The organism is Sphaerisporangium sp. NPDC049003, assembly GCF_043197795.1.
Lineage (GTDB): Bacteria > Actinomycetota > Actinomycetes > Streptosporangiales > Streptosporangiaceae > Sphaerisporangium.
On the sequence record NZ_JBICTU010000001.1, the window covers coordinates 161312 to 183637 of the forward strand.

Genomic DNA, 22326 nt, shown 5'->3' on the forward strand with positions numbered 1-22326 from the left:
GTATGAGCGAGCGCGAGAGGGGGTTCTCGTGTCCGGCCGCTACACCTTCACCCACGACCAGGGCGCCACCCTGGACCGCATCCTCACCTACAAGACCGACGCAGGCGTCCCGATCCCGATCAGCGGCATGACCGCGCGCATGCAGATCCGCTCCCGCCCCGACGCGAGCGGCACCCTGTACGCGACGCTCAGCACCACCGACGGGTCGATCGTCGTCGGTGGTGCAGGCACCATCCGGCTCATGGTCGATGCCGATGTCACCTCCGGCTGGAGCTTCCGCACCGGCTACTACGACCTGGAGCTCACCGACCCCTCCGCCGAGCCGCCCAAGGTACGGCGCCTCATCGGCGGTTCGTTCGTACTCTCCCCTGAGGTGACCATCGGATGAGCGAGATCATCGAGATCACCGACAACACCGTGGTCATCACCGAGCGGATCACCGAGGTCGTGGAAGTCGGCTACACCCTGATCACCAGCGAGGGCGGCGGTGGCGGCAACGGGCACACCCCGCAGCTCTACTCCGGCGCGGCCGCCCCCACCACGCTGCACATCGACGGCGACCTCTACCTCCGCACCAGCAACGGCGACCTCTACCAGCAGCAGGCCAGCACCTGGGCCCTGAAGGGCAACATCCGCGGCCCCCAAGGCGCCACCGGCCCCGCCGGCCAGAACGGCGCCGACGGGATGCAGGGACCGCAAGGCAACCCCGGGCCCGCGGGCGCCGACGGCGCGCCAGGAGCTCCCGGCGCTCAGGGCGTGCCCGGTGCCGACGGCGCGGATGGGGCCGACGGCCAGGACGGGGCGCCCGGGCACACCCCGCGGCTCTACTCCGGCGCGGCGGTGCCGGTCACCCTGCACACCGACGGCGACCTGTACCTGCGCGACACTGGCGACCTATACCAGCAGCAGGCCAGCGCCTGGGTGATGAAGAGCAACATCCGCGGCCCGCAGGGTGCGACCGGCCCTGCGGGAGCCGACGGCGAGCAGGGCCCCCAGGGCGAGCCGGGCCCAGCCGGATCCGGCGGATCCCTGGTGATGTCCGACAGCGGATACATCACCACCGGCGATGTCACCTGCGGCACGAGCTTCACCCAGCTCGGCCCGGATCACGTCGTCGCGGCGGCCGTCGGCGACGTCCTGCAGCTCAACATCGACATGATGGCCAACGTCTCGGGGAGCGACCTGCAACTGGAGGCAGCGACCCAGGTCTCCGGCGTCGACGCGATCTACTGGTCCGACGGCACAGCGACAGGCCGATGGCCCGGCGGCCTCACCAGCTGGTACATCCCCACCGGCGACTACACCGGGCCGCGCGGCCCCGGCCAGTACGTGGTCCAGGCCGGCGACGTGGTGGCGGGGATGGTGACCGTGCGCCTGTACGGCCGGGTGACCTCAGGCTCCCGCCTGGTCTTCGCGAACTTCGTGTACGCCTTCCGGTCCTGGCTCACGAACCGCGGCTGATGTGCCGACCCGCGCGCCACGACGATGCACGGCCGCAGGGTGTGGGGAAGACAGCGAGTTCGACGGCCGTTGCGCTCGCCACCGCCACCCCACACGACGCGGCAAGGCACAGCCCCGGCCCTCCTCTCACGCCCAGGGCTACGACCGGGCATGGCGCGTCATCTCCGAACGCGCGCGAGCCGAGGAGCCCTGGTGCGCGACCGGATGCGGCGCCCCGTCCGAGCACGTCGACCACATCGACGGCGACAAGACCAACAACGTCCGCTCGAACCTGCAGGCGCTGTGCCGGCCCTGCCACTCTCGTAAGACCGTGCTCCACGACGGCGGGTTCGGCAATGAGCGCACGCCACGATGGTGAGGCGGTCACTCAGACGATGCCGTCCAAGGGACCTCGGATCGCGGCAGCACCTGGAGGCGCAGCGCGCTGACATGCTGCATATCCCCCATGATCGTCGGCTGCAGGTACGGGATGATCTCGCCCCAGACCTTTGCCACCACCACCTGCTGATCCTCCAGGTCACCGCTCTGTGCGTCCACGAAGATCGGCACGCTCTCGGGCAAGGTCTCCAGGTAGGTGCGTAGCTGCCCGACCGTCATGGGCTGGAGCTCAGGTGTGTCCATGCCCGGAAGGCTGACACCCCGGCTTGGCGGTGGCAACCGACGAACGTTAGGCGAACGTTAGATCAGCCGATCTTCCCTGGTCACGCAGCGTGAATTAAATATTTGCGCTCGCCCGGGGAGGGGGGTGTTGATCATGCCGGGGGTGGGTGGCGAACGCGCGGGGGGGAGATCGCGGCGAGCGTGACAAGTTTTCGGGTCCGTTTTTCCGGACGACCTTGAGGGGGTGGTGACCGTGGGTAGTCGCGGCCCGGCGCCCAAACCGACGAATCTTCGGCTGCTGCACGGCGATCGGAAGGACCGCGTCAACACCTCCGAGCCGGTGCCGGCCGAGGTCGAGATCAAGATGCCCACCTGGCTCAGCGCCGCGGCCCGCTCAGTGTGGCGGCAGTACGCACCCGACCTGCAACGCACTGGCGTGCTCACTGGCTGGGACGTCGAGGCCTTCGCGATCGTCTGCGACGCGGTGGTCCGCCGGCGGGCCGCGGTCAAGCAGCTGCGCGCCGAGGGCGAGGTCTTGAAGGTCCCGATCCTCGACAAGGAGGGCGCGTACCTGCGGATGCCTCCCACGGGCGACGGAGGCCTCGGGGAGATCGTGTACCGGCGGGTGAAGAACCCATGGACGCTCGTGCTCGCCGAGGCCGACGGGCAGATCCTTCGCTGGGGCGGGAGGTTCGGCATGACTCCGTCCGATCGTGCTCAGCTGAGCCTTGAGGGAGGCGGGCATCGTGACCCGGCGGAGGACCTCCTCACCTGAGCGCCGGCCGCCGAACCACGACCAGCGGTGGCGGCCGAACGACCGCAAGGGCCCGGTGTGCGGGTTCACCCTGCGCGGGAAGACCTGCGAGAAGAAGGGCGCGCACTACTGCGAGCCGCGCGCCGACCGGTTCGTGCTGTTCTGCGCGGAGCTGCTGGTGCATACCAAGGGCCCGCACCGGCGCCGCCCGTTCCTGCTGCGGTTCTGGCAGGAACACGAGATCGGCCGGCCGCTGTTCGGCGAGGTGGTCTGGTCGGCCGAGTGGGAGCGGTACGTTCGCCGCTACCGCATCGCGCACATCGTCGTCGCGAGGAAGAACGGGAAGTCCGAGATCGCCGCGGCGATCCAGCTGTACCTGCTGGTCGGTGACGACGAGGAGTTCGCTGAGGTCTACTCGGCGGCCAAGGACATGAAGCAGGCCGCGAAGGTGTTCGAGCCGGCCGTGCGCATGGTCCAGTTGAGCCCGTTGCTCAGGGGGCGGCTCAAGCACCTGAAGGACGCCAACCGGCTGGTCGACGAGAAGTCGCACAGCCACTACGAGGTCATCACCTCCGACGCCAAGGGCGAGCTCGGTCACAACCCGCACGGGTTCAATCTGGACGAGGTGCTGTCGCAGCTGGACGGGTCGTTGTGGGAGGCGATGACCACGGCCGCCGGCGCGCGTGAGCAGGAGCTGATGTTCACCACGACGACGGAGACCAACGACGTGGCGTCGTTCGGCGCGGTGATGATCGATGACGCTGAGCGGGTCCAGGAGGACCCGGCGCGGGCGCCCCATGTGTTCACCTTCGTCCGTAAGCTCCCGCGCACCCCAGAGGCCCTGGAGCGCCTGCAGAGGATCTTCAAGGGGCACCCGGACCTGCCGGTCACGCTCGACCCGTACGACGAGCGGAACTGGAAGTGGCCCAACCCGGCCTTGGACGACTTCAAGAGCCGCGAGGCGATGCGCCGCCAGGCCCTGGAGGCCCGCGGCTCGAAGCTCAAGGAGAACGGGTTCCTGCAGTTCCAGATGAACTGCCGGGTCCAGCAGGCCACCCGGTACATCTCGCTGGACCTGTGGGACGCCTGCATCGGCGAGCTCGCCCCGAACCCCGAGTGGATTCTCCCGCTCATCGAGGGCCGCAAGTGCTGGGGCGGCCTGGACCTGTCGTCCAAACTCGACCTGTCGAGCCTGTGCTTGCACTTCGACAACGGGTGGACCTGGTGGCGCCACTGGGCGCCGGAGTCGGTCGCGCCGGTGCTGGACGAGGCGACCGGCGGCCAGTTCTCGGAGTGGGCCGACGCCGGATGGGTGCGGCTCACCGAGGGCGACACGATCGACTACGACGCGATCTACGACGACATCGCCACCGACCACGACCGGTTCCGCATCGTCGACATCACCTACGACAAGTGGTGTGGCGAGCCGGTGCGCCAGGCGATCGAGAAGCGCACCAAGCTCACCATGCACGAGTCGAACACCACCTACGAGCGGATGACCGACCCGATGACGGAGCTCGCCCGCCTGCTGAAGAAGCGCGACGGGACGTTCGTCCACGGCGGTAACCCGGTGGCCCGGTGGATGGCCGACAACCTGGAGGCCAAGACGCCGGCCGACGACGCGAGCCGCTTCCGGCCGGTCAAACCGGACCGCGACAAGTCCGGCAAGCGGATCGACGGCATGGTCACCCTGCTGTACGGCATCGACGGCCGCCGCCGCGGCGGTCCCGCCGAATCCATCTACAAGACGCGCGGTCTGACCGTGCTGGGAGGCAGGGACGCGTGATCGGTTCGACCCAGCATCCGCCGGCCCGGTGGCAGCGCGCCGCGGCGGCCGCCGGCCAGGCGATCGGGGGCCTGCAGCTGGATCGGTGGGATCTCATCTGCGGCCTCGGCGTGGTGGCCTTGTTCGCCGGGGTGTGGATCTGGGTGCACCTGGGCGCCGCGCTCACGCTGATCGGCGTGCTGCTGATCGCCCTGGGCATCGCCGGCGCGCGCACCGCCGCGGCGGACGACGCTTCGACTACGCCTGGGCGGGGGTGACCATGGGCCTGATCCGATCGGCCGTCCGCGCGAGCTCCTACCCGAGCTCGGGGATCGCGACCCCCGAGAAGTGGGTGGAGGAGTGGTTCGCCGGCGGCGCCGCCACCGCGGCCGGGGTGTTCGTCGACGAGGACACCGCGCTGCACTACTCGCCGTTCTTCGCCGGGGTGCGGGTCATCGCCGAGGACCTCGCCTCGCTGCCGCTGATCACCTACGAGCGGCTCACCCGCGGCAAGCGGCGCGCCACCGAGCACGCGCTCTACCCGCTGCTGCACGACCAGCCCAACCCGTACATGTCGAGCGTGGCGCTGCGCGAGACCTTGCAGGGCCACGCGATGACCTGGCGCGGCGGCTACGCCAACATCGTGCGCAACGGCGCCGGCGACGTCACCGAGCTCTGGCCGCTTCGGCCCGACCGCACCAAGCCCGAGATCAAGCGCACCAGCCGCGGCACCTTCACGCTGATGTACCGCTACACCGACGACGTCAACGGCATCCACACGATGCTGCATCCCGACGAGGTGCTCCACATTCACGGCCTGGGCGGCAACGGCGTCCAGGGCTACTCGCTGATCGGCCTGGCCCGCCAGTCCATCGGCCTGGGCCTGGCCACCGAGGCATACGGCTCGGCGTTCTTCGCCAACGGGTCACGGCCCTCCGGGGTGCTCAAGCACCCGGGCGAGCTCGGCGACGCCGCCAGCAGGCGGCTGCGCGAGGGCTGGGAGGACATGCACCGCGGCCTGGACAACGCCCAGCGCGTCGCGATCCTGGAGGAGGGGATGGAGTGGCAGTCCATCGGCATCCCGCCCGAGGACGCCCAGTTCCTGCAGACCCGCAAGTTCGGCGTCTCCGACATGGCGCGGTGGCTGCGCCTGCCGCCGCACAAGATCGGCGACCTGGAGCACGCGACCTACACCAACATCGAGCACCAGGCGCTGGACTACGTGACCAGCGCGCTGCGGATCTGGCTGGTCCGCTGGGAACAGGCGATCCTCACCCGGCTGCTCACCTCGGTCGAGCGTGGCCGGTTCTTCGCCGAGCACCTGGTCGACGCGCTGCTACGCGGCGACATCAAGAGCCGGTATGAGGCGTACGCGATCGGCCGCAACTGGGGCTGGCTCAGCGCGGACGACATCGCGGAGATGGAGAACCGCAACCCGCTGCCCGACGACCGCGGGTCGGTGTACCTGGTGCCGCTCAACATGGTGCCCGCACAGACCCCGGCGGAGATCGAGGCGGACGCGGGCGCGCCGCGCCGGTACGGTCTGCGGATCGCCCGCGGCATCGAGGGCCGCAAACGGATCGCGGCCCAGTACACCAAGCTCTTGGCGGCCGCCGATCTCAGCCTGGCGGAGCTGGAGCGCGAGCTGGTCACCGCGCTGGTCGACCAGCACCTGAATGCCGACCCGCCGACGACGGGCGCGTTCGCGGCCGCCATCGAGGAGCTCTACGCCGGCACCATCACTGAGCGGACCTCGGCGGCGTGGATGCCGATCTTCAGCGAGTTCGCTGCGGCGATCGCGCAGGACGCGGCGGCCGACGTCGCCTACGACGCCGCGGTGGATCTGGAGCAGTGGGTCCGTTCCTATGTCACCTCCCACGTGGGTTACCGCATCGCCTCCGAGCTCGGCCAGCTGGGCGCGCAGCTGGCGGCCGCCGACCCGGCGGCCGCCGTGCTCGCGCGGCTGGCCAAGTGGGTGACCGACCGGCCCGAGCAGCTCGCCAAGTGGCAGGGCAACCAGTTGCCCAACGCCGCCGCGCGTGAGGCCTGGCGCGCCGCCGGGGTGAAGACCCTGAAGTGGGTGGCGCTCGGGTCGGCGGACTGCCCGTTCTGCAGCGCCTTGGACGGCGTCACGGTTGGCATCGACGCCCCGTTCGCCGCCAAGGGCGCCGAGCTCGGCGAGGCCGAGAAGCTGTCGACCCCTCGCGACATCCACCACCCGCCCCTGCACCCCGGCTGCGACTGCCAGATCGTGCCAGCCTGAAAGGAGTGATCATGAAACGGTTGCACGTCCGCGGCTACGCCGAGGTCGAGCGCGCCGGTGAGGTCGGCCCGATCCCGTTCGTGGCGGCCACCGCCGGCGCCAAGGCCGACGGCCTGGATCTGCAGATGTCCGGCGTCGACCTGACCCGCTACCAGGCCAACCCGGTGATCATGTACGACCACGAGTATTGGGGCAGGGACGCGCTGCCGATCGGCCGCGCCGAGAACGTCCGGGTCGACGGCGACGCCCTGCGGATGGACATCGTGTTCGACACCGACGACGAGTTCGCCCGCACCGTCGACCGCAAGGTCCGTGGCCGGTTCCTCAACGCGGTCAGCATCGGGTTCGGGGCGTACAACATCGACGAGGCCGGGGTGCCCGAGCGGTGGGAGCTGTACGAGACCAGCGTCGTTCCGCTGCCCCTGGACCCAGGCGCGCTCGCCGACCCGAACCGCGCTGGAGGCCTCGCTCTGGCCCGGGCCCTGGCCGACGTCGGCGGCCGAGGCCTCGGCGGCGACGTCGACGAGCAGACCGTACGCAAGGCGATCGCCTCCCTGCAGGCGCTGCTGCCCACCCCGTCGGCCAACCCGTCGGCGGCCGCCGACCGGGCTCGCCGGCTCCGCCTCATTGAGGCGTCTCTCTAACCCACACGATCTCCGCCACAGGGCCGCCGTGGTCCTGCGCTGGCGGCTGCCTGCAGTACGAATCAGGAGGTAAGGGTGGACGTCAACGCCCTCAAGCAGAAGCGCGCCGGGCTGGCCAAGCAGGCGCGCGCCATCATGGACGGCGCCGAGGCCCTCAGCCGGAGCATGACCAGCGAAGAGGAGACCGAGTTCGACCGGATGATGGACGACGTCGACAAGCTCGACCGCACCATCGCCCGGGAGGAGAAGCTCCGCGAGCAGGAGAAGCGCGTCGCCGGCGACAACCCGCCCGAGGACGACCCGAACGGCCCGGGCACGGGCACCGAGCAGGAGCGCAAGGCGCGCGCCTGGCGGGTCTTCCTGCGCGACGGCCGCGCCGGCCTGACCCAGGAGCACGCCCGCGCGCTGAACATGGGCTCAGACCCCGAGGGCGGCTACCTGGTCGCGCCCACCCAGTGGGTCACGGAGCTGCTCCAGGCCGTTGACGACGAGGTGCCGCTGCGCGGCATCGCCAACGTGGTGCAGCTGACCAGCGGTGAGAGCCTCGGGGTGCCGACCCTGGACACCGACCTGGGCGACGCCGAGTGGACCAGCGAGGTGGCCACCGGGTCGCAGGACGACGCGCTGCGGTTCGGCGGCCGGGAGCTGTCGCCCAACCCGCTGGCCAAGCGGGTGAAGATCTCCCGCACGCTGCTGCGTCGCGCGTCGCGGAACCCCGAGCAGATCGTCCGGGACCGGATGTCCTACAAGTTCGGCGTCACCCAGGAGAAGGCGTTCATGGTCGGCGACGGCAACAAGAAGCCACTCGGCCTGTTCACCGCCTCCGCTCAGGGCATCTCCACCAACCGGGACATCGCCATCGGTTCGGGCGGCGCCATCCCGCTGACCCCGGCCACCGGTGACCAGCTCATCGACGCCAAGTACACGCTCAAGGGGCAGTATTGGTCCAAGGCGCGGTGGCTGTTCCACCGCGACCTCATCAGGACGATCCGCAAGATCAAGACGACCGACGGGTTCTACGTGTGGCAGGCCGGCCTGGCCAGCGACCGGCCCGACACGATCCTGGACGTCCCGTTCATCGTGTCGGAGTGGGTGCCCAACACCATCACGGGCAACAACTACGTCGGCATGATCGGCGACTTCTCGTTCTACTGGATCGTCGACGCGCTGAGCATGGAGGTTCAGCGGCTGGTCGAGCTGTATGCCGAGAGCAACCAGGTGGGGTTCATCGGCCGCCTGGAGACCGACGCGATGCCGGTCCTTGAGGAGCCCTTCGTCCGTCTCAAGGTCGCCGCGTAGGCGCCCCGTAACCCACGCCCACGACAGGGAGCATCCGCACATGTCCAGGCTCGACAATGTCAACGACATCTCGATCGCCGCGTCGCTGGTGCCCGCCGCGCGCACCACGACGGCCAACGGCACCGGGGTGGACCTCGCCGGCTACAACGCCGCGGCGGTGGTCATCTGCGCCGGCGTCATCACCGACGGCACCCTCTACACCTTCGAAGTGCAGGAGTCCGACGACAACGCCACGTTCACCGCGGTGGCCGACGCCGACCTGATCGGCACCGAACCGGCCCTGGCCGCGAGCGACGACAACGCCGTGCGCGAGCTCGGCTACAAGGGCATCAAGCGCTACATCCGCGTCGCGCTCGCCACGGTGACCGGGTCGCCGGCGACCGGCGGGGTGTTCGCGGCCTTCGTGGTGCGCGGCAAGCCCCGCAAGTCCCCGGCCTGACAGCCCCGGACCCGGGGCGGGCCCCCGAGCCCCGGGTCCGGCCCCCATCTGAAAGGACGAACCGATGAAGCTCGAAATGAGAACGCTGTACGCCACATCCGAGCGCAGTGTCCAGCCCGGCCAGCAGGCCGTGTTCCCGCGCGAGGAGGCCGAGGCCCTCATCGCCGGCGGGTTCGCGGTACCCGTCGACGACGACGGCGAGGGCAAGGTACGTACCCGCCCGGTCCCCCAGCCGCCCAAGCGGGCGGCCCGGGGTGGCAAGCCGCCGGCCGCGCCTGAGGGCCCGGGGCCTGCCGACCCGCCCACGCCTGAGGGCCCGGGGCCTGCCGACCCGCCCACGCCGACGGAGTAGCCCATGCCGTACGCCGAGGCCGAGGAGCTCGGCATCCTGCTGGGCCGCGGCGATGAGGGCCTGGACGGCGTTGAGACCGCCCGGGCCGAGATGCTGCTGGAGATGGCCACCGGCGCGATCGACTCCAAGACCGAGCAGCCGCTGCAGCTGCAGGAGTCCACGCACGTCCTGGACGCTCGCGGCGGCACCAAGCTGGTGCTCCCGCGCTGGCCGGTCACGGCGGTCGCCGCGGTCGTCGTGCTCGACGAGCGCGACCAGGAGATCACCCTGACCCATGGCGCCGACTACCGGTGGACCCGGTGGGGGCTGCTGCGCAGGGTCCGCGGATGCTGGCCCTGTAAGGAGCGGTCAGTGATAGTGACCCTTACCGCCGGGTACGACCCGATTCCCGGGAGCGTCCACGCCATGTGTCTTCGCCTGGCCTTGGCGGGGTGGGAGAACCCGGCCGGACTGGAGTCCCTGCGGCTCGGCGACTGGAACGCCAAGTACGCATCCGCCGGGCTCACCACCGCCGAGCTCCGCACCCTGTCGAAGTACGCGGCGCACTGATGGTCGAGCATCTGCTGAACCGCACGCTGGCGCACACCCGGCCGCACACCTTCAGCGACGGAGGCGGCGGTCAGGCCACCGAGTGGCGGCCCGTCGGCACTGGCACCGTACGGGCCCGCGTCAACCAGCCCACCGCTGTGGAGCGGGAGGCCGGCGACCAGCTCAGCGCCGACCTGTCCTACCCGATCTACCTGTCACCGCGCGCGGCCGTACGCCGCGGCGATCGCCTCACCGACGGCCACGCGGTCTACGAGGTCTTGGAGACCTACGGCCCGTCGGTGTCGATCTACCTGCGCGCCGACTGCCGGCTACGGCAAAGCGAGGGGGGGCCGTGAAGATCGAGATCGACGCCGCGGCGGTGCGGCGCCAGTTCTACCTGATGTTCCACGACATCGACGCCGCCGGGGCCGAGGTCGCGGCCGAGTGGGCCGGCCACGTGCAGACCCACGCCGTCGACCACGTGGCCGTCGACACCGGGTTCCTCGGCGCCCACATCGACAAACGGGTGTCCAAGGCCAGGATGAGCGCGCAGGTCGGTGTGTTCGACAAGGACGGCTACTACGGCACGTTCATCGAGAAGGGCACCGATTCGATCACCGCCGATCCGTTCCTGGAGCCCGCGTTCGACGACGGGAACGACCGCCTGGAGGAGATCACCCGCAGGGCGATCGACAGGCACCTGCCCGGATGAGCGCGATCTGGCCGGTACAGCAGGCCATCTACGGACGGCTCACCGCCGACGCCGAACTCGGCGCGCTGATCTCCGGGGTGTTCGACGAGGTCCCCGAGTCCAAGGACAAACCGTACGTCGCGTTCGCCGAGATCACCGAGACCCCCCTGGACTCCCACGACCGCATCGGGTTCGAGGTGATGGTCACCCTCAACGCCTGGTCCGCCTACCGAGGGTTCGGCCAGTCGGCGCAGGTCCTGGAGCACGTGCACCGGATCTTGCACCGGGTCGAGCTGGAGGTGCAGGGGTGGGAGCTCATCAGCATCGCCCACGTCGCCGACGGCGTGCGGCGGGTCAACGATCCCAACCTCAGACAAGGCCAGGCGCGGTTCCGCGTCTGGGTCCAGCAGAACAGATAGGAGACGCCGATGGGCGTTGACGGGTACGGCTGCCAGCTGCAGCGCTCGGACATGGCCGACCCCCCGGGGTTCGCCGCGATCGCCGGCGTGGTGAACGTGAAGGGCCCGGAGATCTCCCGGGAGACCTACGACTCCACCCACCACGCCTCACCCGACGCCTACCGGCAGTTCGTGGGCGGGCTGAAGGAAGCGGGCGAGGTCAGCCTGGAGGTCCGCTACGACCCGCGCGATCACGATGTGCTGATCGCGGACTTCCAGGACACCGAGCCGCGGGACTACCGACTGGTCTGGCCGGCCATCACCGGCGCCCAGTGGGACGTCAAGGGGATCATGAACGGCTTCAAACCGGAGGGCCCTCACGACGACCTGCTGACGGCCGAGATCACGATCAAGGTGACCGGCAAGCCGGTCTTCAGCTGAGACGGGTGTGAAATGACGTTAACGAGCAAGCTTGTGGTGTCGCTGGACTCGACGCTCACCAGCGCCCTGGACCTGGCCCAAGGCAGCGTGCCGCTGAGACTGCGCGAGGTGCTGGCCCTGGCCGACGGTACCGGCGCCGGCCGGGCCGACAAGATCTTCAGCGACCGGCGCACCCTCGCCGCCAGCGGCACCGAATCGCTCGACCTGGCCGGCGGGCTGACCGACGCGTTCGGCAACGTGATCACCTTCGCCCGGATCAAGGCGCTGCTCATCGTGGCGGCCACCGGTAACACCAACAACGTGGTCGTCGGCGGGGCCGCCTCCAACGGGTTCGCCACCCCGTTCGGCGACGCCACCGACAAGCTCGTCCTTCGCCCCGGCGGGCTGTGCCTGCTCACCACCGGCCCGGCCGACGCCACGGCGTACGCGGTCACCGCGGCGACCGGCGACCTGCTGCAGGTCGCCAACTCCGGTTCCGGAACCGGAGTCACCTACGACATCGTCCTGATCGGAGCCAGCGCATGACCGCACGCACCACCGACCCCGCCACCGAGGAGTTCCTGACGGCGGAGCAGATTCTCGAGGTCGACGACCGGCAGTGGGAGGATCTGCCGGTCCCCGAGTGGGGCGGCAAGGTGCGCGTGCGCGGCCTGCAGGGCACCGAGCGCGACCGGTTCGAGGCCTCCCTGCTGGACTCCAAGGGCAGGGCGAAGATCGAGAACGCCCGGGCCAAGCTGGCCCAGCTGTGCCTGGTCGACCCCAAGACCGGGCAGTTGCTGTTCTCCAAGGAGCAGATCGCCGCGCTGGGCCGCAAGAGCGCGGCCGCGCTTCAGCGCGTGTTCGAACTCGCGCAGAAGCTGTCGGGGCTGACCGATGAGGACATGGAGGAGCTGGAGGGAAACTGAGGCGCCGCCCCGAGCGGCGCTTCTACTTCCGGCTGGCCTCCCATCTGGGCATGACGGTGGAACGGCTGCTCAGGGAGATCTCCTCCCGGGAGCTGTCGGAGTGGATGGTGTACGAGCAGCTCGCCGGGCCGCTCGGCGATCGCCGCGGCGACTATCAGGCCGCACAGATCACCGCGGCCCTGATCAACGTCCACCGCGGCAGGGCCCAGAAGGCGCGCAGCCCTGACGATGTGGTGCTGCGCTGGGATGACCGCGAGCCGATGACACCGGAAGAGATCTACAACCAGATCCGGCAGATCAACGCCGAGCTCGGCGGCACCGTGGCCACCGACAGGGACACGGCCGCCGCCTGAGCCCGGCCCCATAACTGAACAGCACGGCACGCCAGGGGGTGATCATGACCCTCAAGACGCTGCTCGTGAAACTCGGTCTGGACACCAAGCGGTTCAAATCCGGGGTCAACCGGGCCCTGTCCGGCCTGGACTCGCTGGTCGCCCGGGCCGAGAAGCTCAACGGGGTCGCCAAGGCCGGCGGGATGGCGGTGCTCGCCGGCTCGGCCCTCCAGCTCGCCGGGGCCCTGGTGCCGGCGGCCGGGGTGATGCTGGCGATGCCCGCGGCCTTTCTCGCGGTCAAGGGCAGCGCCGCGATCTTGAAGCTCGGGCTGATGGGCCTCGGCGACGCCATGTCGGCCGTAGCCGACGGGGACTCAAAAAAGCTCGACGCCGCCCTGAAAGGCCTCGCCCCCTCGGCTCGGCTCTTCGTCAAGGAGATCGCCCAGCTCAAGAAACAGGCCTTCGACCCGGTCCAACAGGCCGTCCAGAACAGGCTGTTCGAGGGGCTGGTCGGCCCTTTGCGCACGGCGGCCGCCAGCGTCCTGCCGACTGCCCGGTCCGGGCTCGTCAGCGTCGCCGGCGCGCTCAACGGCCTCGGCAAGGAGGCCCTGAAGACGGCGGCGACCCCGATGTTCCGCGGGGAGACGTCCAAGGCGTTCTCCGGTCTCACCGGGGTGATCAACATCATGCGCGGGGCTGTCGGCCCGCTGATCACCGTCGTGCTCAAGCTGGTCAACGCGGGCACCCCGCTGTTGCAGCGCATGGTCGGGTGGGCGGTCGCCGGGGCCAAGGCCGCCGCGGCGTTCCTATCGTCGGAGCAGGGCGCGTCCAAGCTCGCCGGCGTCGCCCAGCGTGCCGGTGACACCCTGGCCACGCTCGGCCGGATCGTCGGGAACCTCGGCGTCGGGCTGGGCGGGATCTTCGCGCAGGCCACCGCTGGATCGGGTGACCTGCTCGGCACGATCGAGAGGCTGACGGCCCGGTTCGCCGCGTGGGCCCAGAGCGCCCAGGGGCAGCAGCAGCTGTCCACGGTGTTCTCCACCCTGGCCCAGACCGGGCAGGCCCTGGGCGCCGCGCTGCCGGTGCTGCTCGGCCCGCTCGGCGCGATCGCCTCCCTGCTGACCTCGCTGCCCGCGCCCGCTCAGGAAGTCGTCGCGAAGATCCTGGCCTTCACGATCGTGGCAGGCACCCTCGGCGCCAAGCTCGGCCCGGTCGTGTCCGGGGTCCGGCTGCTGGTCACCGGGATCGGCAAGGTCGGTCCTGCGGCCAAGGGCCTGATGACCGCGGGGACCTGGATCGGCAAACTCGCCGTGTCCGCAGTGACCGGCACGGCACAGGCCTCGGCCGCGCTCGGCCGGTTCGTGCTGTCGTCCGCCACCGCTGCGGCGTCGTTCACGGTCGCGGCGGCCAAGATGGTCGCCCAGATGGCGCTCACCGCCGGGCGGGTCGTGGCCGGGTGGGTCCTGATGGGCGTGCAGTCCCTCGCCCAGGCGGCCCGGGTCGCCGCGGCCTGGGTGCTGGCGATGGGCCCAATCGGGTGGATCATCGTCGCCGTCGTCGCCCTGGTCGCCCTGATCGTCGCGAACTGGGACACGATCAAGAACGCCATCGCGGCCGCCTGGGAGTGGGTCAAGGAAAAGACGGTCGCGGTCTGGAACGCGATCACCGCCTGGTTCTCCGGCTTCTGGGCGGCCCTGAAGTCGACCTTCCAGTCCCATGTGGACTGGGTGAAGAACCTGATCTCCCGGGTGTGGGCGGCGATCCAGCAGACCAACGCCACCATCTGGAACGCGATCAAGTCCTTCTTCACCGGGCTGTGGAACGGGATCAAGTCGATCTTCACCGGTGCGGTCGACAAGGTGAAGTCCGTGATCAGCGGCGCGTGGACGGCCGTCAAGACCGCTACCAAACTGGCGTGGGACACCGTCACCGGGCTGCTGTCCACCGCCTGGAACAAGGCCAAGAGCGCCGTCTCGGAAGGGATCTCCGGCGTTATCAAGCTGGTGAAGGAGCTCCCCGGCAAGATCCTTTCCGGGCTCGGCAACCTGGCCCAGTTGCTGCTGTCGGCTGGCAAGGACCTGATCAACGGGCTGATCAACGGGGTCAAGGCCATGGCCTCCAAGGTGATCGAGTCGGTGAAGAAGGTCATCGGCGACGCGATCCAAGGGGCCAAGAACCTGCTCGGCATCGCCAGCCCGTCGCGAGTCTTCGACACCATCGGCCAGTTGACCATGGCCGGCATGGTCAACGGGATCAAGAAGGGCGGAGTCGGCGTCCTGAAGGCCGCCCAGGACATCGCCAAGAAGACCGCGCAGGTGGTCAAGGGGGTGGTGCTGTCGGGCCCGTACGTGGCCGGCCCCGCGGCCGAGGGTGAGATCGCCCGGCTCCTGGGCGGCGCCAAGTTCGGGCTGGACGTCAAGGCGCTGCAGCCGAAGGTGCCCGAGCCGCCCAAGCAGCCCAAGCCGCGGTCCGACCCCAACGACGTCACCTACGACCGGCACCCCCCGCCGGGCGGCGGCGCCGGGTACGTCGGGCCCTCGGCGTACGGGGCCGGGCAGACGCCCGGGGGCGTGAACGTCACCGTCAACATCGACAAGAACTACGAGTCCCCCAAGTCGACTCCTCGGCGCAACGCCGAGGAGATGTGGGGACTCATCCGCGCGCGCGGCATCTGAGGAGGGGAATGTGAGCAGCGAGTATCGAGACAAGCTCCGGCGTGTCGGCTTCCTGGCCCGAGGCCGGTCCAGGCCACGGGAGAGGATCTACTTCGACTCCGAGGGCGGCATGGTCCGCGAGACCACCCTGGAGGGCGGCACGGTCTACCGCGAGTACGCCCGCGGGGACCGCAAGGACGTCATCTTGCGGCCGCGTACCATCCACGTCACCACCGTCCTACCGAGGATCGGCGGATGACCATCTCGCAGTCCGGGCTGCTCGTGGCCACGATCCGCAACAACCTGATCGGCGGCACCCAGACCTCCCTCGTCCACGCCGGGAACAAGATTGCGTTCTTCGGGGACGCGCTGGTCCCGAACTTCTCCCAGGCCGCGCCCGTCTACGGCGTCGCGCCCTACGACACCGGCGAGATCTCCGGGCTGGGGCTGAGCGCCGGCGGCGTCCTGATGGACACCCCGGTACTGGTCGACAGCGGCGGCGGGCTGCTCAAGTGGGACGCGGGCGATGTGTCGGTCCCCGGCACGACGCTGTCGGGGATCACTGGCATGGTGATCTTCGGCTCTGGCCAGGGCAACCGGGTGATCGCCGTCGTGGTCGCCCCCGACGGCCCGCACGAGACCCAGAACGGGCTGCTAGGCGTGGTCTGGGATCCGCTGGGGATCGCCGACTGGGACGTGGTCCCCACCCCATGAAGGAGAGCTGATGTCTGGTTACACCGCGATCGCCGAAGAGGTCCTGTCGACCACCTCGCTCAAGACGATCTTGCAGATCACCAACCCGAACACCAACCCGGCCAGCCACCGGATCGCGGTCTACGGCGTGCGGATCTCCGGCGCCGGGACGAACTCGATCGCCGAGCCGGCGCGGGTGCTGGTCGGCAGGCAGACCACCGCCGGCACCGGCGGAGTGGCGCTGACCGCCGGGTTCGGCCCAGTGCCGCTGGATCCGGCCATGCCGGCCAGCTCGATCACCGCGGTCAAGGGCCCGGCCGGTGCGTGGACCACCGAGCCGACCCTGACCGATGTGATCATGGCGCAGAAGATCCACCCGCAGACCGGGATGGGCGAGTTCATCCCACTGAACGACGAGCCGCGGGTGGCGCCCAACGGGCGCCTGGCCGTGCTGGTGGTGGCCACCATCAGCGTGGCCATCACCGCGCAGTTCTACTGGCGTGAGGGCCACTGAATGTCGCTGCTGACCAACGGCTTCGAGGGCGGCACGGCCGCCACGGCCATCACCGCGGGCAACTCCGGGGGCGCCTCGGGGGACGCGTTCAACTCGGTGTCCGGCGCCACCTACAGCATCACCCATCCGCGCGAGACCCTCGGCGCGCAGCTCGCGGCCGCCGGGGCGACCCTGCAATGGAACCTCGCCGGCAGTGTCCTGGCGCTGCGGACCTACCTGTGGATCACCGGGTACCCGAGCGCGGACTTCGACCTCATCGTGGGCAAGCGAACCTTCGACTCCTCGGTTCGCCTGCGCACCTCCGGGCTACTCCAGGTCTTCGCCCTGGACGACTCCGGCAACGTGTCCTCGACCACGGGCGGGATCGCGGTGCCGCTCAACCAATGGGTGCGCGTGGAGGCCCGCTTCACCCGGGGCGGCGCCAACTCCGTCACCACCGCGTTCCGCCTGTACTCCAACCCCGACGCCGGGGCGACCAGCGACGCCCAGGCGATCACCACCACCGGGGCCACCGCCGCCTCCTGGTCGGGGATCGCGCTGAAGTGGGCGAGCTCTTCCAACGCCTGGGCCGATGATCTGGCGGCGAGCGATGTCGACTGGATCGGCCCCAAGTCGCTGGCCGTACGGCCGCCGCCGCTGTCGACCGCCGCGGTGCACCGCGCCTCACGCATCTAAGAGGAGGTAGCTGGTGGCACGTCTCGGACGCGGGTACCCGGTACCCACACGGATCATCGCCCCGCCGCGCGCCCCGGTGAACGCGACGATCCGCCCGGTCACCATCCACGTGGTCACCCGGTTCCACCGGCCGGGCATCACCGCCGAGACGCCGAACGCGACGATCCGGCCGAGAACCATCCACGTGGCCACGCGGTTCCACCCGCCGGGCATCACCGCGGTCCGCTCGGTCACGATCCGCCCGGTCACCATTCACGTGGTCACCCGGTTCCACGCCCCGCGCATCCCTGCGTTGCCGGGTGTGCGCCTGGTGGAGGAGGGGCAACTGGAGTACCGCGGGCTGCTGATGGGCGCCGGCACCCCGTACGAGCTGATCCGCCTGTCAGGGCTGGATGAGACTCCCAGTATCACCTCGGGCAACGTGCGCCGCCCGGACGGGCACGGGTCCATGCGCGGGGCCAAGACCGCTGAGGAACGGGTGGTCACCGCCGAGCTGAAGATCGCCGACCACATCAGCGTGGCGCAGCTGCCCGCCGTGCTGGACCAGCTGCGCGCCGCCACCCCGATCAACTCCGGTGAGACGCCGCTGGCGATCCGGTTGAACGGCCGCGTATGGCTCACCAGCGGCGAGGTGATCAGCCGGCCGATCGGTCACGCCGAGCACCGTGAGCTGACCAACGTGCGGCCGCTGGTGCAGTGGGTGTGCTCCGACCCCGTGCTCTACAGCCCGCAGCTGCACCAGGCGCAGATCGCCCCCGGCACGGTCGCCGTCGCTGGCAACTCCGGCAACTCCGACTCCCGCCCGCAGATCATCTTCCCCGGGCCGGTGGTCAATCCGGTGCTGACCCACGTGCAGACCGGGCGGCGGGTCGGGCTCAACCTCGACATCCCGCCGGGGCAGTTCGTGACCGTCGACTGCGAGGCCGGCACCCTGCTGCTCAACGGCGACGTCGATGTGCTGCCGGCCCGCGCCTACGGCAGCGTCCCGCCGCGACTGCTGGTCATCCCGCCAGGCGGCGCGGCCCTGTCGTACGCGACCGTCTCCGGCACCGCCGCGGCATTCGTGCTGTGGAGGGACGCCACCCTATGATCAAGCCGCGCGTGTGGCAGGTGCTGTTCTGCGACTTCCTCACCGACACCGACTTGGATCTGCTGCCGGTCGAGGGCTTGGAGTTCGACTCGCGGATCATCGTCCCTGGCAGCTTCAAATGCACGCTGCCGATCCCCAACTCCAAGATCGCCAAGCGGGCGCGGCGGATCTTCCCCGACGAACGCGAATGGCCACCGCCTGGTGGTGAGGGCCGGGTGGTGGCCCACGTGTTCACCGATGAGGGCCTGACCCAGGAGTGGGACGCCTACCAGATCTGGGAGGCGCCGGTCATCGGCGACGAGGACGGCAACTCCTCCATCGAGATCATGGGCGCCGGCCTGGACTCCTATGCCCACCACCGGCAGATCTGGAGCAGCCTGGCGTTCGAGCAGACCGACCAGATCGACATCGCGCACGCCCTGATGGCCGACATGATGTTCGAGCCTCCGGGGGACCCGGCGATCTTCCTGTCCGGGGATCCGTCCGGGGTGCTGCGCGACCGCACCTACCTGGCCTCCGAAGGGGCGACCTACGGCGCCCGCCTGGCCGAGCTGGCCAACGTCGACAACGGGTTCGAATTCCGCACCCAGGTCCGCGTCAGCCAGCCCAGCGGCGCGCGGATCCGGGAGTTCGTCACCGGGTACCCGCACCTGGACCCGGGCCCCGGCGGCGCGCTGGCGCTGCAACGGCCCGGGAACCTGCTCAGCTACAAGTACAACAAGAGTGCGCTGGACGCCGCGATCCGGTGGCAGCTGCGCGGCGACACCGTCAACGACGACGTGACCGCCGACAGCGAACCGCTGCTGTCGGACATCATGGTCGCCCAGGAGTTCGTGGACGCCGGGTGGCCGCTGCTGGACCGCGTCATCGACCGCCAGGGCGTCACCGACCTGGCCACGCTCAACGCCTACGCCCGCTGGTACAGAGACACCCGCTCCGGATCGTTCCGCGTCCCGGAGGTCACCGGCATCCTGACCCCCGAGATGACCATCCACCCCCGGCGGCTCGGCGGCGCTCTCGACGTCACGATCGTGGATGAGTGGTTCCCCCTGGACCTCGCCGGCGCCCCCACCCTTCAGGCGCTGTGGCGGATGGTCGGCCTCGGGGTCAAGCCCGGCGCCCGCGACGGACTCGACGAAATGACGATCATCTTCGAGGAAGGCCACGACTGATGGCGGGCACCCCCAAGTACACCGACCCCTGGCCTGAAGAGTGGGGCAATATCCGCACGCTGATCAACGCGGCCATGACGGCCGCCTGGTCGCGGATCGCCTTCATGAAGCTCGTGGCGCGCGAGCTGGTGGTCGGCGCGGTCACCGGGCGCCGGATCATCCTCAACCCCGACGACGGCGAGCTGCCGGAGGTGCGGTTCGTCACCGGCACCGGCGACTACGCCTCGATCGTCGCCGGCGGCGACGGCGGCTCGGGACTAGAGATCCTCGGCCTGGCCTCCGGCACCGGGCAACGGTACGCCCTGCGAGTCGCCGACGAAGAGCTGCACGTGCTGTACGTCGACGCCGCCGGCAACGAGGACCTCGGGGGCCGGCTGCTGCTCAACACCAGCGAGGCCTACGTCGGGTACTGGGGCAACGGGTCCGACGATGAGAACTACTTCCAGTTCGCCGGCGACGGCAAGACCCGCCACATCGGCAAGTGGGACGCCAACACCGGCGGCACGTACTGGGGCATGCTGCTCGGCGCGGTGAGACTCGGCGCCGGGTTCGGCGGGATCAGCATCTCCTGGGGCCCCACCATGGCCACCGAGACGATCCCCATCCCCGCCCTGGGTGACCTGGCGTCCAACCCGGCCGGGGTGGGGTGGATCGTCAACAACCGCGACAACACCGGGTTCGACATCAACTGGGCGGGTGGCAACAACACCACTACCCGGGAAGTGACCTACATGGCCTACCGGACGGGGTGAGCTGGCTTGGAGATGTGGACGATCGACCAGCTGTGGCTGGTGGAGCTCGGCGGCGTGCGGACCTGGAAGCTCGCGATCACCCGGCCCGACGGGTCGCGGTTCCTGCGCGCGTTCACCGCCGACACCATCACCTGCCGCATGGCCGAGTACGACCTGACCTTTGATGAGGCCCTCGACGTCGTGCTGCACGAGCGCGCCGTCGCGCAACCTCAGCGGGACACCCGGGAAACCACCCTGGTGGAATGGTCGGCCGACGCCGGGCAGTCCGCCCCGGCTGCCCCAGCCACCCTGCAAGCCCAGGACCCGGCCGCGGCCGACGCGCCGGTCACCCTGGCCAGCGCGGCCGACGCCCCGGCCGCCCGGGCCGCGCTGCTCGAATGGATCGCCGCGGTCAAGGAATGCGTGCAGATCGTCCCCGCGGCCGCCGCGGCCGCCGGCTCGGGCAAGCAGCGGTCGACCACCACAGCGGCCACCGGCAAACCACCGGCGGCACCGGGCCCTCTGGACATCATCAGGGACAACACCACCGTCGACCCGCAGCACCTGGCCCAGCGCCGCGCCGAGGTCTGGGCCCGCCGGGAAACCCGGGCCGCGCGGGCCGCGCTGGTCGTCTCGACCCGGGCCGCGCGCCGGGCCGCCGCGAAAGAGCAGCAGCGGCTGGTCACCGCCGGCCTGTTCCACAGCGCGCTCACCACCGCCCGCGCGAAGTTCGCCGCCCGCCTGGCGGCCGACGACCCTCGTCGGGGCGCGTTCGAGACCGCCGCCACCGCCCGGGCTGTCGCCCGGATCAGACGCCCGGATGGTGAGCCATGACCGGCTACTTGCAGGTGCCGGACGCGCGCTCGGAGGCGACGATCTCGTCCACCGTCCGGGTTCGATATTGCTGCTGCATCTCCGCCGGTGGCACGTACTTCCACGCGCCGTTCTCGTAGATGAAGTCGTAGGTGAAGATCGCGTTCAGCCTGGACACGCGGACCTTGGCCCGATCACCGGAGACGGCGACCTTCTTCACCTCGAACCGGATGCCGCCTGCCAACGCCGGACATTCCTTGTACCTGCGCACGTAGTCGCGGCGAGAAACAATCTTCTGGCCCTTCGCGCTCCAGGTGTCCCAGAACTCGCCGTACTCCTCGGCCGCGTACGCATCGAACGCGACAGCGGCGGCGGCCTGCACCCCGGCCTTGGTCCGCGGCTCCGCATCCACCGCGGGTTCCTCCTTGGCCGCGGCGGTCTTCGACTTCGCCGGCACCGTCGCCGTCGACGCCGGGGCCGCGGCCGACGCCTGGCCGGACTGGCGTACCAGCAGCACGGCCAGCACCGTCGCGACGAGCACGGCAACGACCGCGACCACCGTGGCGATGACCGCGATGTTGCGGTCGCGGCTGACCCGCGTATCGCGTCGCCTCGGCTGGTGATCACTATCGGGATAGGTCACATCATCTCCAGATCAAGGGGGTGCCAGTGAGACGCCTGATACCTCAGCCCGGGTTACAGGTGGCCGGATCCGGCCACCTGCCCGGGGCCTCGGCAGAACGGAGCCCATGTGAGTGATCAGATGTCCCTCGACCTCGCCTTGCTGGACCTGCGCCGCCTGGTCGAGCTGGGGTTCTCCGAGACCAACGGTCAGAACGCGCTGATACTGCAGCGGATGGACCAGGCCGACGGCCGCCACATCGAGCTGGTGCGCAGGATAGACACCGAACGGGCGGAGATGGTCGCCCGCTACAACGACGTCGTGGAGCGGGTGCAGGTCCTCGAACGCGACGCCGTGACCAAGACCCAGCTCGCTGAACGGACCCGGCAGATCATCGCCGTGGTCGGGCTGCTCGTCACCGTCGCCGGCGTCGTCATCGCGCTCGTGTTCGGCATCGTCCAGGTGTAACCCTCCCGCTTCTCGCCGGTGC

General features: G+C 70.0%; 31 protein-coding genes. 29 read left to right on the top strand and 2 right to left on the bottom strand.

Annotated elements, in window-relative coordinates; all coding sequences use genetic code 11:
- The first annotated feature begins 28 nt into the window (after positions 1-28).
- The 3 genes from ACGFIV_RS00880 to ACGFIV_RS00890 are packed head-to-tail and all read left to right on the top strand — an operon-like array spanning position 29 to position 1819.
- Positions 29-388, top strand: a complete 360-nt coding sequence (locus ACGFIV_RS00880) for a hypothetical protein (protein WP_392830757.1) — start codon at positions 29-31, stop codon at positions 386-388.
- The gene (locus tag ACGFIV_RS00885; RefSeq protein WP_392830760.1) at positions 385-1461 is read left to right on the top strand and encodes a hypothetical protein; all 1077 of its coding nucleotides are present in this window, start codon (positions 385-387) and stop codon (positions 1459-1461) included. Before ACGFIV_RS00880 ends, ACGFIV_RS00885 begins: the two co-directional genes overlap by 4 nt.
- Before the next feature lies 1 nt (position 1462).
- Positions 1463-1819 carry an HNH endonuclease signature motif containing protein gene (locus ACGFIV_RS00890; RefSeq protein WP_392830762.1) on the top strand — a complete coding sequence of 119 codons (357 nt, stop codon included), beginning with the start codon at positions 1463-1465 and terminating at the stop codon, positions 1817-1819.
- Between the two features lie 5 nt (positions 1820-1824).
- Here the strand turns inward: ACGFIV_RS00890 and ACGFIV_RS00895 are convergent, their stop codons facing one another.
- Positions 1825-2082 carry a hypothetical protein gene (locus tag ACGFIV_RS00895; protein WP_392830764.1) on the bottom strand — a complete coding sequence of 86 codons (258 nt, stop codon included), beginning with the start codon at positions 2080-2082 and terminating at the stop codon, positions 1825-1827.
- Between the two features lie 226 nt (positions 2083-2308).
- On the opposite strand from ACGFIV_RS00895, the gene ACGFIV_RS00900 reads away from it, so the two are divergent.
- From ACGFIV_RS00900 to ACGFIV_RS01020, 25 genes are all read left to right on the top strand, one after another.
- Positions 2309-2836, top strand: coding sequence for a phage terminase small subunit P27 family (locus tag ACGFIV_RS00900; RefSeq protein WP_392830767.1), 528 nt, complete (start codon positions 2309-2311; stop codon positions 2834-2836).
- Positions 2808-4601 carry a terminase TerL endonuclease subunit gene (locus ACGFIV_RS00905; protein ID WP_392830770.1) on the top strand — a complete coding sequence of 598 codons (1794 nt, stop codon included), beginning with the start codon at positions 2808-2810 and terminating at the stop codon, positions 4599-4601. Before ACGFIV_RS00900 ends, ACGFIV_RS00905 begins: the two co-directional genes overlap by 29 nt.
- A complete protein-coding gene (locus ACGFIV_RS00910; protein ID WP_392830773.1) occupies positions 4598-4858 on the top strand; it encodes a hypothetical protein in 261 nt (86 codons plus the stop codon). Before ACGFIV_RS00905 ends, ACGFIV_RS00910 begins: the two co-directional genes overlap by 4 nt.
- A 2-nt stretch (positions 4859-4860) precedes the next feature.
- Positions 4861-6843, top strand: coding sequence for a phage portal protein (locus tag ACGFIV_RS00915; protein ID WP_392830776.1), 1983 nt, complete (start codon positions 4861-4863; stop codon positions 6841-6843).
- Positions 6844-6854: 11 nt separating this feature from the next.
- Positions 6855-7487 (top strand): hypothetical protein, encoded by a 633-nt coding sequence (locus ACGFIV_RS00920; RefSeq protein ID WP_392830779.1) that lies wholly within the window; start codon positions 6855-6857, stop codon positions 7485-7487.
- A 75-nt stretch (positions 7488-7562) separates the two neighbouring features.
- A complete protein-coding gene (locus ACGFIV_RS00925; protein WP_392830781.1) occupies positions 7563-8786 on the top strand; it encodes a phage major capsid protein in 1224 nt (407 codons plus the stop codon).
- A 40-nt stretch (positions 8787-8826) separates the two neighbouring features.
- Entirely contained in the window at positions 8827-9225 is a 399-nt protein-coding gene (locus ACGFIV_RS00930) for a Bbp16 family capsid cement protein (RefSeq protein ID WP_392830784.1), read from the top strand.
- 64 nt (positions 9226-9289) lie between these two features.
- The gene (locus tag ACGFIV_RS00935) at positions 9290-9577 is read left to right on the top strand and encodes a hypothetical protein (RefSeq protein WP_392830787.1); all 288 of its coding nucleotides are present in this window, start codon (positions 9290-9292) and stop codon (positions 9575-9577) included.
- A gap of 3 nt (positions 9578-9580) precedes the next feature.
- Positions 9581-10126 carry a hypothetical protein gene (locus ACGFIV_RS00940; protein ID WP_392830790.1) on the top strand — a complete coding sequence of 182 codons (546 nt, stop codon included), beginning with the start codon at positions 9581-9583 and terminating at the stop codon, positions 10124-10126.
- The gene (locus ACGFIV_RS00945; protein ID WP_392830791.1) at positions 10126-10461 is read left to right on the top strand and encodes a head-tail adaptor protein; all 336 of its coding nucleotides are present in this window, start codon (positions 10126-10128) and stop codon (positions 10459-10461) included. The genes ACGFIV_RS00940 and ACGFIV_RS00945 overlap by 1 nt, the downstream gene beginning before the upstream one ends.
- A complete protein-coding gene (locus tag ACGFIV_RS00950; protein ID WP_392830793.1) occupies positions 10458-10817 on the top strand; it encodes a hypothetical protein in 360 nt (119 codons plus the stop codon). The genes ACGFIV_RS00945 and ACGFIV_RS00950 overlap by 4 nt, the downstream gene beginning before the upstream one ends.
- Complete coding sequence (locus tag ACGFIV_RS00955) at positions 10814-11215, top strand: DUF3168 domain-containing protein (protein ID WP_392830796.1); 402 nt, start codon at positions 10814-10816, stop codon at positions 11213-11215. The genes ACGFIV_RS00950 and ACGFIV_RS00955 overlap by 4 nt, the downstream gene beginning before the upstream one ends.
- Positions 11216-11224: 9 nt before the next feature.
- The gene (locus ACGFIV_RS00960) at positions 11225-11635 is read left to right on the top strand and encodes a phage tail tube protein (RefSeq protein WP_392830799.1); all 411 of its coding nucleotides are present in this window, start codon (positions 11225-11227) and stop codon (positions 11633-11635) included.
- A 12-nt stretch (positions 11636-11647) separates the two neighbouring features.
- Entirely contained in the window at positions 11648-12160 is a 513-nt protein-coding gene (locus ACGFIV_RS00965; RefSeq protein ID WP_392830802.1) for a hypothetical protein, read from the top strand.
- Entirely contained in the window at positions 12157-12540 is a 384-nt protein-coding gene (locus tag ACGFIV_RS00970) for a hypothetical protein (RefSeq protein WP_392830805.1), read from the top strand. The genes ACGFIV_RS00965 and ACGFIV_RS00970 overlap by 4 nt, the downstream gene beginning before the upstream one ends.
- A gap of 50 nt (positions 12541-12590) precedes the next feature.
- Complete coding sequence (locus tag ACGFIV_RS00975) at positions 12591-12893, top strand: DUF4035 domain-containing protein (protein WP_392830808.1); 303 nt, start codon at positions 12591-12593, stop codon at positions 12891-12893.
- A gap of 44 nt (positions 12894-12937) precedes the next feature.
- A complete protein-coding gene (locus ACGFIV_RS00980) occupies positions 12938-15547 on the top strand; it encodes a hypothetical protein (protein WP_392830810.1) in 2610 nt (869 codons plus the stop codon).
- Between the two features lie 10 nt (positions 15548-15557).
- Positions 15558-15785: a hypothetical protein gene (locus ACGFIV_RS00985; protein WP_392830813.1), complete on the top strand. Its 228-nt coding sequence runs from the start codon at positions 15558-15560 to the stop codon at positions 15783-15785.
- Entirely contained in the window at positions 15782-16240 is a 459-nt protein-coding gene (locus ACGFIV_RS00990; RefSeq protein ID WP_392830816.1) for a hypothetical protein, read from the top strand. The genes ACGFIV_RS00985 and ACGFIV_RS00990 overlap by 4 nt, the downstream gene beginning before the upstream one ends.
- A 10-nt stretch (positions 16241-16250) precedes the next feature.
- On the top strand, positions 16251-16733 hold the full coding sequence (locus tag ACGFIV_RS00995; protein WP_392830819.1) for a hypothetical protein: 483 nt from the start codon (positions 16251-16253) through the stop codon (positions 16731-16733).
- The gene (locus ACGFIV_RS01000; RefSeq protein ID WP_392830821.1) at positions 16734-17408 is read left to right on the top strand and encodes a hypothetical protein; all 675 of its coding nucleotides are present in this window, start codon (positions 16734-16736) and stop codon (positions 17406-17408) included.
- Between the two features lie 13 nt (positions 17409-17421).
- A complete protein-coding gene (locus ACGFIV_RS01005) occupies positions 17422-18498 on the top strand; it encodes a hypothetical protein (protein ID WP_392830824.1) in 1077 nt (358 codons plus the stop codon).
- On the top strand, positions 18495-19670 hold the full coding sequence (locus ACGFIV_RS01010) for a hypothetical protein (protein WP_392830827.1): 1176 nt from the start codon (positions 18495-18497) through the stop codon (positions 19668-19670). Before ACGFIV_RS01005 ends, ACGFIV_RS01010 begins: the two co-directional genes overlap by 4 nt.
- Positions 19670-20422, top strand: coding sequence for a hypothetical protein (locus tag ACGFIV_RS01015; RefSeq protein ID WP_392830830.1), 753 nt, complete (start codon positions 19670-19672; stop codon positions 20420-20422). The genes ACGFIV_RS01010 and ACGFIV_RS01015 overlap by 1 nt, the downstream gene beginning before the upstream one ends.
- A 6-nt stretch (positions 20423-20428) precedes the next feature.
- Entirely contained in the window at positions 20429-21235 is an 807-nt protein-coding gene (locus ACGFIV_RS01020; RefSeq protein ID WP_392830833.1) for a hypothetical protein, read from the top strand.
- Between the two features lie 4 nt (positions 21236-21239).
- Here the strand turns inward: ACGFIV_RS01020 and ACGFIV_RS01025 are convergent, their stop codons facing one another.
- A complete protein-coding gene (locus ACGFIV_RS01025; RefSeq protein WP_392830835.1) occupies positions 21240-21857 on the bottom strand; it encodes a hypothetical protein in 618 nt (205 codons plus the stop codon).
- A 108-nt stretch (positions 21858-21965) separates the two neighbouring features.
- Here ACGFIV_RS01025 and ACGFIV_RS01030 point away from each other — a divergent pair, with 108 nt between their 5' ends.
- The gene (locus ACGFIV_RS01030) at positions 21966-22304 is read left to right on the top strand and encodes a hypothetical protein (RefSeq protein ID WP_392830837.1); all 339 of its coding nucleotides are present in this window, start codon (positions 21966-21968) and stop codon (positions 22302-22304) included.
- Positions 22305-22326: the final 22 nt, after the last annotated feature.

Excerpts from the sequence above, each read along its gene's own strand:
- ACGFIV_RS00990 (WP_392830816.1), top strand. The coding sequence starts at position 15,782 with ATGACCATCTCGCAGTCCGGGCTGCTCGTGGCCACGATCCGCAACAAC.
- ACGFIV_RS00995 (WP_392830819.1), top strand. The coding sequence starts at position 16,251 with ATGTCTGGTTACACCGCGATCGCCGAAGAGGTCCTGTCGACCACCTCG.
- ACGFIV_RS00885 (WP_392830760.1), top strand. The coding sequence starts at position 385 with ATGAGCGAGATCATCGAGATCACCGACAACACCGTGGTCATCACCGAG.
- ACGFIV_RS00930 (WP_392830784.1), top strand. The coding sequence starts at position 8,827 with ATGTCCAGGCTCGACAATGTCAACGACATCTCGATCGCCGCGTCGCTG.
- ACGFIV_RS01015 (WP_392830830.1), top strand. The coding sequence starts at position 19,670 with ATGGCGGGCACCCCCAAGTACACCGACCCCTGGCCTGAAGAGTGGGGC.
- ACGFIV_RS00975 (WP_392830808.1), top strand. The coding sequence starts at position 12,591 with ATGACGGTGGAACGGCTGCTCAGGGAGATCTCCTCCCGGGAGCTGTCG.
- ACGFIV_RS00970 (WP_392830805.1), top strand. The coding sequence starts at position 12,157 with ATGACCGCACGCACCACCGACCCCGCCACCGAGGAGTTCCTGACGGCG.
- ACGFIV_RS00940 (WP_392830790.1), top strand. The coding sequence starts at position 9,581 with ATGCCGTACGCCGAGGCCGAGGAGCTCGGCATCCTGCTGGGCCGCGGC.
- ACGFIV_RS00920 (WP_392830779.1), top strand. The coding sequence starts at position 6,855 with ATGAAACGGTTGCACGTCCGCGGCTACGCCGAGGTCGAGCGCGCCGGT.
- ACGFIV_RS00960 (WP_392830799.1), top strand. The coding sequence starts at position 11,225 with ATGGGCGTTGACGGGTACGGCTGCCAGCTGCAGCGCTCGGACATGGCC.
- ACGFIV_RS00945 (WP_392830791.1), top strand. The coding sequence starts at position 10,126 with ATGGTCGAGCATCTGCTGAACCGCACGCTGGCGCACACCCGGCCGCAC.
- ACGFIV_RS01000 (WP_392830821.1), top strand. The coding sequence starts at position 16,734 with ATGTCGCTGCTGACCAACGGCTTCGAGGGCGGCACGGCCGCCACGGCC.
- ACGFIV_RS00965 (WP_392830802.1), top strand. The coding sequence starts at position 11,648 with ATGACGTTAACGAGCAAGCTTGTGGTGTCGCTGGACTCGACGCTCACC.
- ACGFIV_RS00955 (WP_392830796.1), top strand. The coding sequence starts at position 10,814 with ATGAGCGCGATCTGGCCGGTACAGCAGGCCATCTACGGACGGCTCACC.
- ACGFIV_RS00895 (WP_392830764.1), bottom strand. The coding sequence starts at position 2,082 with ATGGACACACCTGAGCTCCAGCCCATGACGGTCGGGCAGCTACGCACC.
- ACGFIV_RS00935 (WP_392830787.1), top strand. The coding sequence starts at position 9,290 with ATGAAGCTCGAAATGAGAACGCTGTACGCCACATCCGAGCGCAGTGTC.
- ACGFIV_RS00915 (WP_392830776.1), top strand. The coding sequence starts at position 4,861 with ATGGGCCTGATCCGATCGGCCGTCCGCGCGAGCTCCTACCCGAGCTCG.
- ACGFIV_RS01010 (WP_392830827.1), top strand. The coding sequence starts at position 18,495 with ATGATCAAGCCGCGCGTGTGGCAGGTGCTGTTCTGCGACTTCCTCACC.
- ACGFIV_RS00980 (WP_392830810.1), top strand. The coding sequence starts at position 12,938 with ATGACCCTCAAGACGCTGCTCGTGAAACTCGGTCTGGACACCAAGCGG.